This is a genomic window from Bacillus cereus group sp. BfR-BA-01441, from assembly GCF_022663075.1.
Classification (GTDB): domain Bacteria; phylum Bacillota; class Bacilli; order Bacillales; family Bacillaceae_G; genus Bacillus_A; species Bacillus_A cereus.
The window spans coordinates 1-7,851 of sequence record NZ_JAKUEU010000133.1 but is presented as its reverse complement, the minus strand read 5'-3'; the positions used below and the strand labels follow the sequence as shown (position 1 = coordinate 7,851).

The window sequence follows — 7,851 nt, the reverse complement described above, 5'->3', positions numbered from 1 at the left end:
TTGGCCTGAAATCGGATGGCACGGTAGTAGCGGTGGGCCGAAATAAAGAAGGAGAATGCAATGTAAGCAGTTGGCAAGGTATTGTGGCAGTCACAGCGGGTGACTGGCATACAGTCGGTCTTAAATTGGACGGCACATTGACGACTGTGGGGAATAATCGATATGGTCAATGCAATGTAAGTAGCTGGCGAGGTATTGTAGCGGTCAGGGCTGGGTATCTTCATACTGTTGGTCTTAAACGAGACGGTACGGTGACAGCAGTGGGGAATGATAAACATAACCAGTGTGATGTAAGTGGCTGGCGAGATATTGTAGCAATAGCGGCTGGTACGAATCATACAATCGGACTTAAATCAAACGGTACCGTGGTGGCAGTGGGTTGGAATGAGTATGGTCAATGTAACGTAAGTGATTGGAGAGATATTGTAGCGATAGCGGCTGGTTGTGCACATACAGTCGGACTAAAATCAGACGGCACGGTGATCGCGGTAGGTAATAATGAATTTGGCCAATGCGATGTAGTTAGCTGGCGCGACATTCGGTTACCTGGCAAATAGTCAATTTACAATAAATCATTAGTAATATTATTCTATTTTAGGAGTAATTATGGAATAGGATATGTAGAAAATAATTAAACTTAAATCTGCTGAATAAGAATCTCTTTTGAAAAGGGATTCTTATTATTTTTCATAAAATGAGGGTGTAAATGGAATTTTTGAACAAATTTTATTTCAAAATTACAGTAGAAGATATAAATTAAAAAGTATAGAGGAGATAAAGGAATGCTTAAAAGGTTTTTACTTTCTTTACCGGATGTTTTACTTATATGTATCGTTCTCTACATAATGTACACAAATTCTTTTAGTTTTGGACAGATGCTAGTAATTTCCATTGCAATCGGAATTATTGGTGGTCTTGCTATTAGAATTTGTAAGGATGTATTCACGTATATAAGATGGACAATTAAACAAAGAAAAAATTGAATATGTTTAATAGTTATTAGGAGGGAATGAAATGACTAAGAAAAAGAATAGAGTGAAAAACGAGATAGTACTTTGGTCACTAACAGCAATTGTTCTGTTAATTGTATGGTACTTTTATCAAAAATAAAAACGCAACGTACTAAAAAAGCACGATGCGTTTTTATTATTTTTTTTGCCAATTTTCTTTTATAAAGTCTTCACGCCCAGATTCTTTTTGCTCAGTAGCATATTTCTCTGGATTCTTTTTATAGAAATGTTGGTGGTATTCCTCTGCTTCGTAAAAAGGTGCAGTAGGACGAATTTCAGTCACGATTGGATCTTTAAACATACCGCTTTCTGCAAGAGCTTGTTTTGATTTTTCAGCAAGCCCTTTTTGTGTTTCGTTATGATAAAAAATAGCGGTACGATAAGATGGACCACGGTCAAAAAATTGTCCGCCATCATCAGTTGGATCGATTTGTGGCCAATATAAGTCTAGTAATTTCTGATAAGGAAAAATAGAAGGATCGAATGTAATTTGAACAACTTCTAAATGTCCAGATGTTCCAGCTTTTACTTGTTCATATGTTGGGTTTTCTACATGACCTCCTGCATAGCCAGAAAGTACTTTATGAATACCAGGAAGTTCATCAAATGGTTTTACCATGCACCAAAAGCAACCGCCTGCGAAGGTTGCGAGTTCGTATGTTTTTTCGGACATTGCTGTAATCCTCCTAAATGTATATGTTTTATATAGTATTATATAAATTGTTTTATTGCGCAATAAAAAAGATTTGAAAATATATGTTTTTTACAAACAAGATCCTCCGCTCACATCAATTAATTGTCCAGTAACCCAGCGGCTGTCTGGAGAAGCAAGGAATGCAGCAGTATCGGCAATGTCTTCTACTTCACCTAAGCGATTGAAAGCGGAAATAGTAGTAGCGTACTGCTTCATCATCGGGTCGCTCAAGAGTTCTGCATTCATATCTGTTTTAATAAATCCTGGAAGTATTGCATTCACCGTTATTCCTCGTGCTCCAAGCTGTTTTGCTAGCGTAAAAGTCATTGTATTAATAGCGCCTTTCGTCATACTATATGCAACAAAATCAGGTAAAGAAATGCGGGTGGCAGCGGATGAAATATTAATAATTCGGCTATTGTCACGTAAACGTGGTAGTGCTAGTTGAATGATAAAGAATGGAGCTTTTGCATTTACTGAAACCATTCTATCAAAAAACTGTTCAGTCGTTTCTTCAATAAAAGCACCAGGACCAATGCCAGCATTGTTTATTAAAATATCAAATTGTGTTTCACCAGTGCGCTTTTGTAATTCAGTATCTAAAGCGTTATAAAGGTTTTCTACACCGTGTAAGGATTCTAGATTTGCGCCGATAGAAAAAGCTTGGCCACCATCTGATCGAATTTCATGAACAGTTTCTTCAGCGTCATCTTTTCGACTACCGTAATGAACAGCAACCAATGCACCGTCATTTGCTAAACGTTTAGCGATCGCTCGTCCAATTCCTCGGCTTGCTCCTGTAACTAACGCTACTTTCCCTTTTAACATAGTTTCCTCATCTCCTCATAAACTTTATAAGTTTTTCTTTATGTAGTAATGCAAACATACTTAAGTAATATATGAGTGTATGTAAGTAATGCATTCCAATTTTGATTTGAGAAAAAATAAATAGAATGAATTTTGATTTTTTTGAAAAAAACATATTGACAACGAAAAGAACAACGTCCTATAATACGTGTAACAAATAAAAGTTAATTAAGAATTTTCTAACTTTATATGTTGTATATGCAAAGAAGAGGAAAGTAGATGATTATGATCGTTTCAGAGAGCTACTCCAAGGCTGTGAGGGTAGTAACAATCGAATCATTGAAGATCACCTCGGAGCATCGCTTGCGAAAGGGAAACTGAGTAGAGGGCGGCGGCATCGTCTCCGGTAAAAGGACGGAGGTCTGATTGGACCTACAAAGCTTATATTTCGTGAGAAGTATAAGGAAGCTGAGTGGTAACGCGAAACTCTCGCCTCAGCAATCAAAGCTACTAAATTGTAGTAGTTGATTGCTGAGGCGAGAGTTTTTATTTTTAAAAATAGAAGAAGAGAATGCGTAGAAGAGGAGAGTAAATGATAAAGATTGTTTCAGAGAGCTGCCCCGAGGCTGTGAGGGTGGTAACAATTCACTCATTGAAAATCACCTTGGAGCACTACTTTTGAAAACTAGTAAAAAGTAGCGGGGTTGTTCCCGATAGAAAAACAAAAGTCTAATTGGACTTGCAGAGCTTATATTTCGTGAGAAGTATAAGGAAGCTGAGTGGTACCACGATTCCCTCGTCTCAGCAATGGATTGCTACAAGTATGTAAGTAATCGATTGTTGAGACGAGTATATTTTTAAGGTTTATATACTGAATATTCTGTTAAAAATACTCATCTCAGCAATCGATGTAGAAATAGATTGCAAAAAATAGAGAAAAAAAGAGGAGCGATGTGAGATGGGAAACCAGTACATTTACATGAATGGGGAATTTGTAGAAAAAGAAAAGGCAGTTGTTTCAGTATATGATCACGGTTTTTTATACGGAGACGGTGTATTTGAAGGGATTCGTAGTTACGGAGGAAATGTATTTTGTTTAAAAGAACATGTGAAACGATTGTATGAATCAGCGAAATCTATTTTACTAACAATTCCAATGACGGTAGAAGAAATGGAAGAAGCAGTTTTACATACACTCCAAAAAAACGAATATACTGATGCTTACATTCGCTTAATTGTCTCAAGAGGAAAAGGTGACTTAGGGCTCGATCCGAGAAGTTGTGTGAAGCCGAGCGTAATTATCATTGCAGAACAATTAAAGTTATTCCCACAAGAATTTTATGATAATGGGCTAAGCGTTGTATCTGTTGCATCAAGACGTAATACGCCAGATGCGTTAGATCCACGTATTAAGTCAATGAATTATTTAAATAACGTACTTGTAAAAATTGAAGCAGCACAAGCAGGAGTGTTAGAGGCTCTTATGTTAAATCAACAAGGATATGTTTGTGAAGGTTCTGGTGATAATGTTTTCGTTGTGAAAGATGGAAAAGTATTAACCCCGCCATCCTATTTAGGAGCATTAGAAGGTATTACGAGAAATAGTGTTATCGAGCTATGTGAGCGACTGAGTATTCCGTGTGAGGAAAGACCGTTCACTCGCCATGATGTATATGTAGCGGATGAAGTATTTTTAACAGGAACAGCAGCGGAGTTAATTCCAGTTGTAAAAGTTGATTCCAGAGAAATTGGAGATGGGAAACCAGGAAGTGTAACGAAACAATTGACCGAAGAATTTAAAAAATTAACGAGAGAAAGAGGAGTACGTGTTCCCGGGCTGACGGAAAGCTTAGCCTAAATAAGGAGAGGAGTTAATGGAAATGAAGCAGCAGTATACAGCGTATGAGAAGTTACAGTATGAAGAAATGACAGGCGCTGGGCACGTGATTCAATGTTTGAAGAAATTGGGTGTAACGACCGTTTTCGGCTATCCAGGCGGAGCGATTTTACCAGTATACGATGCGTTATACGAAAGTGGTTTGAAACATGTTTTAACTCGTCATGAGCAAGCTGCCATTCATGCGGCTGAAGGATATGCGAGAGCTTCTGGAAAGGTCGGGGTAGTCTTTGCTACCTCTGGCCCAGGGGCGACAAATTTAGTTACGGGCTTAGCAGACGCTTATATGGATTCGATTCCTTTAGTTGTCATTACCGGGCAAGTTGCAACGCCTTTAATTGGTAAAGATGGATTTCAAGAAGCGGATGTTGTCGGAATTACAGTACCTGTTACGAAGCATAATTACCAGGTTCGTGATGTGAATCATGTATCACGAATTGTGCAAGAAGCTTTTTACATCGCCAAAAGCGGGCGCCCGGGACCAGTATTAATTGATATTCCAAAAGATGTTCAAAATGCAAAAGTCACCAGTTTCTTTAATGAAGAAGTTGATATTCCGGGGTACAAACCAGAATTTGTACCAGACAGCATGAAACTTAGAGAGGTGGCTAAAGCAATTTCAAAATCTAAGCGTCCACTTCTTTATATTGGAGGAGGTGTCATTCATTCAGGTGGATCCGATGAACTCTTCGAATTCGCAAGGGAGAACCGTATTCCAGTCGTTTCAACTTTAATGGGACTTGGTGCATATCCACCGGATGATTCATTGTTTCTAGGGATGCTTGGTATGCATGGGACATACGCTGCTAATATGGCGGTAACAGAATGTGATTTACTACTTGCATTAGGTGTTCGCTTCGATGATCGTGTAACAGGAAAATTAGAACTTTTTTCTCCAAACTCGAAAAAAGTACATATTGATATTGATTCTTCTGAGTTTCATAAAAATGTAACTGTAGAACATCCGATTGTTGGTGATGTAAAAAAAGCGTTACACATGCTGTTACATATGTCTATTTATACACAAACAGACGAATGGCTTCAGAAAGTAAAGACATGGAAAGAAGAATATCCACTTTCTTATAAGCAAAAAGAATCTGAGTTAAAACCACAGCATGTGATCAACTTAGTAAGTGAATTAACGAATGGTGAAGCGATTGTCACAACAGAAGTAGGTCAGCATCAAATGTGGGCTGCTCACTTCTATAAAGCAAGAAAACCTCGGACGTTCCTTACCTCTGGAGGATTAGGAACGATGGGGTTTGGTTTTCCAGCAGCAATTGGTGCTAAGCTAGCTAAAAAAGAAGAACTTGTCATTTGTATTGCAGGTGACGCTTCTTTTCAAATGAACATTCAAGAACTACAAACAATTGCTGAAAATAACATCCCTGTAAAAGTATTTATCATAAATAACAAATTTTTAGGGATGGTAAGGCAATGGCAAGAAATGTTTTATGAAAATCGTTTATCAGAATCAAAAATTGGATCACCAGATTTTGTGAAAGTAGCAGAAGCTTATGGAGTAAAGGGATTAAGAGCAACAAATTCAACCGAGGCAAAACAAGTGATGTTAGAAGCATTTGCTTATGAAGGTCCTGTCGTAGTTGATTTTTGTGTAGAAGAAGGTGAAAACGTATTTCCGATGGTTCCGCCAAACAAAGGGAATAACGAAATGATTATGAAGAGGTGGGAAGAATGAGTCATACTTTTTCACTCGTTATTCATAACGAGCCAAGCGTCTTATTACGTATAAGTGGGATTTTTGCTCGGCGTGGTTATTATATTTCTTCTTTACATTTAAAAGAAAGAGATACTAGTGGTGTTTCTGAAATGAAACTCACAGCAGTTTGTACTGAAAATGAAGCGACATTACTTGTTAGTCAGTTGAAAAAATTAATTGATGTTCTGCAAGTAAATAAATTATAAGGAGTGTATGGAATATGAAAACATATTATGAAAAAGATGCAAATGTAGAGTTATTACAAGGAAAAACTGTTGCAGTAGTTGGTTATGGATCACAAGGTCATGCGCAAGCACAAAATTTACGTGATTCTGGTGTAGAGGTTGTAGTTGGTGTTCGTCCTGGTAAGTCGTATGAAGTAGCGAAAGCGGATGGATTTGAAGTAATGTCTGTTTCAGAAGCGGTTCGAACCGCACAAGTTGTACAAATGTTATTGCCAGATGAACAGCAAGCTCATGTGTATAAAGCAGAGGTAGAAGAGAATCTTCGTGAAGGACAAATGTTACTTTTCTCACATGGATTTAACATTCACTTCGGACAAATTAATCCGCCAAGTTACGTAGATGTAGCGATGGTCGCGCCAAAAAGTCCAGGTCATCTCGTTCGCCGTGTATTTCAAGAAGGAAATGGTGTTCCAGCATTAGTCGCAGTGCATCAAGATGCGACGGGAACAGCGCTACATGTAGCACTAGCGTATGCAAAAGGTGTAGGGTGTACACGTGCGGGGGTAATTGAAACGACATTCCAAGAAGAAACCGAAACGGATTTATTCGGTGAGCAAGCTGTACTTTGCGGCGGGGTAACTGCACTTGTGAAGGCCGGGTTCGAAACGTTAACGGAAGGTGGATATCGTCCTGAAATTGCATATTTTGAATGTTTGCATGAATTAAAGCTAATTGTTGACTTAATGTACGAAGGTGGATTGACGACTATGCGCCATTCTATTTCAGATACGGCAGAGTTTGGAGATTATGTAACAGGATCGAGAATTGTTACAGATGAAACGAAGAAGGAAATGAAGCGTGTTCTGACAGAAATTCAGCAAGGTGAATTTGCGAAGAAATGGATTTTAGAAAATCAAGCAGGGCGTCCGACGTATAACGCAATGAAAAAAGCAGAACAAAATCATCAATTAGAAAAAGTGGGAGCAGAGCTTCGTGAAATGATGAGCTGGATTCATGCACCGAAAGAATTAGTAAAGAAATAGAGTAAGAGAGTATAAATGAAAAATATGTAAGAGGGGATTTGACAAGATGAGAAGTGACATGATTAAAAAAGGTTTTGATAAAGCACCGCACCGTAGTTTATTAAAAGCAACTGGTTTGAAAGATGAAGATTTTGATAAACCTTTCATAGCGATTTGTAATTCTTTTATTGAAATTATTCCAGGGCATAAACACTTGAACGAGTTTGGGAAACTTGTAAAAGAGGCAGTTCGCGCGGCAGGTATGGTACCATTCGAATTCAATACAATTGGAGTTGACGATGGTATTGCGATGGGACATATCGGTATGCGTTATTCTCTTCCGAGTCGTGAAATTATTGCAGATTCAGTAGAAACGGTTGTAAATGCACACTGGTTTGACGGCATGATTTGTATCCCAAACTGTGACAAAATTACACCAGGTATGATGATGGCTGCACTACGTATTAATATTCCGACTGTGTTTGTTTCAGGCGGCCCGATGGCGGCTGGAAAAAC

The 7,851-nt window shown here is 38.3% G+C and carries 9 protein-coding genes and 1 other annotated feature; of the genes, 7 read left to right on the top strand and 2 right to left on the bottom strand.

The window, feature by feature from the left end:
• On the top strand, nt 1-557 hold a 557-nt coding region (locus MR107_RS28250), incomplete at its 5' end, for an RCC1 domain-containing protein (protein ID WP_368738397.1).
• A gap of 225 nt (nt 558-782) precedes the next feature.
• The gene (locus tag MR107_RS28245; protein WP_000919314.1) at nt 783-983 is read left to right on the top strand and encodes a hypothetical protein; all 201 of its coding nucleotides are present in this window, start codon (nt 783-785) and stop codon (nt 981-983) included.
• A gap of 163 nt (nt 984-1,146) precedes the next feature.
• Here the strand turns inward: MR107_RS28245 and msrA are convergent, their stop codons facing one another.
• Both msrA and MR107_RS28235 read right to left on the bottom strand, forming a co-directional pair.
• Nucleotides 1,147-1,683, bottom strand: coding sequence for a peptide-methionine (S)-S-oxide reductase MsrA (msrA, locus tag MR107_RS28240; protein ID WP_017657927.1), 537 nt, complete (start codon nt 1,681-1,683; stop codon nt 1,147-1,149).
• Between the two features lie 90 nt (nt 1,684-1,773).
• The gene (locus MR107_RS28235; protein ID WP_000911822.1) at nt 1,774-2,532 is read right to left on the bottom strand and encodes an SDR family oxidoreductase; all 759 of its coding nucleotides are present in this window, start codon (nt 2,530-2,532) and stop codon (nt 1,774-1,776) included.
• A 546-nt stretch (nt 2,533-3,078) separates the two neighbouring features.
• Nucleotides 3,079-3,318 (top strand) — a binding site (T-box leader).
• Nucleotides 3,319-3,469: 151 nt separating this feature from the next.
• Between MR107_RS28235 and ilvE the strand changes: the two genes are divergently transcribed.
• The 5 genes from ilvE to MR107_RS28210 all read left to right on the top strand — a co-directional run.
• Nucleotides 3,470-4,369, top strand: a complete 900-nt coding sequence (gene ilvE, locus MR107_RS28230) for a branched-chain-amino-acid transaminase (protein ID WP_000528161.1) — start codon at nt 3,470-3,472, stop codon at nt 4,367-4,369.
• Between the two features lie 22 nt (nt 4,370-4,391).
• Nucleotides 4,392-6,107 carry an acetolactate synthase large subunit gene (gene ilvB, locus MR107_RS28225; RefSeq protein WP_048538220.1) on the top strand — a complete coding sequence of 572 codons (1,716 nt, stop codon included), beginning with the start codon at nt 4,392-4,394 and terminating at the stop codon, nt 6,105-6,107.
• Entirely contained in the window at nt 6,104-6,334 is a 231-nt protein-coding gene (locus MR107_RS28220; protein WP_000019909.1) for an ACT domain-containing protein, read from the top strand. The genes ilvB and MR107_RS28220 overlap by 4 nt, the downstream gene beginning before the upstream one ends.
• A 14-nt stretch (nt 6,335-6,348) precedes the next feature.
• Nucleotides 6,349-7,356, top strand: a complete 1,008-nt coding sequence (gene ilvC / locus MR107_RS28215; protein ID WP_000861143.1) for a ketol-acid reductoisomerase — start codon at nt 6,349-6,351, stop codon at nt 7,354-7,356.
• A gap of 46 nt (nt 7,357-7,402) precedes the next feature.
• Nucleotides 7,403-7,851 (top strand): dihydroxy-acid dehydratase domain-containing protein (locus tag MR107_RS28210; RefSeq protein WP_242293013.1); only part of this gene is annotated, 449 nt, incomplete at its 3' end.

Coding starts and splice junctions, on each gene's coding strand:
- MR107_RS28245 (WP_000919314.1), top strand. CDS start 783: ATGCTTAAAAGGTTTTTACTTTCTTTACCGGATGTTTTACTTATATGT.
- msrA (WP_017657927.1), bottom strand. CDS start 1,683: ATGTCCGAAAAAACATACGAACTCGCAACCTTCGCAGGCGGTTGCTTT.
- MR107_RS28235 (WP_000911822.1), bottom strand. CDS start 2,532: ATGTTAAAAGGGAAAGTAGCGTTAGTTACAGGAGCAAGCCGAGGAATT.
- ilvE (WP_000528161.1), top strand. CDS start 3,470: ATGGGAAACCAGTACATTTACATGAATGGGGAATTTGTAGAAAAAGAA.
- ilvB (WP_048538220.1), top strand. CDS start 4,392: ATGAAGCAGCAGTATACAGCGTATGAGAAGTTACAGTATGAAGAAATG.
- MR107_RS28220 (WP_000019909.1), top strand. CDS start 6,104: ATGAGTCATACTTTTTCACTCGTTATTCATAACGAGCCAAGCGTCTTA.
- ilvC (WP_000861143.1), top strand. CDS start 6,349: ATGAAAACATATTATGAAAAAGATGCAAATGTAGAGTTATTACAAGGA.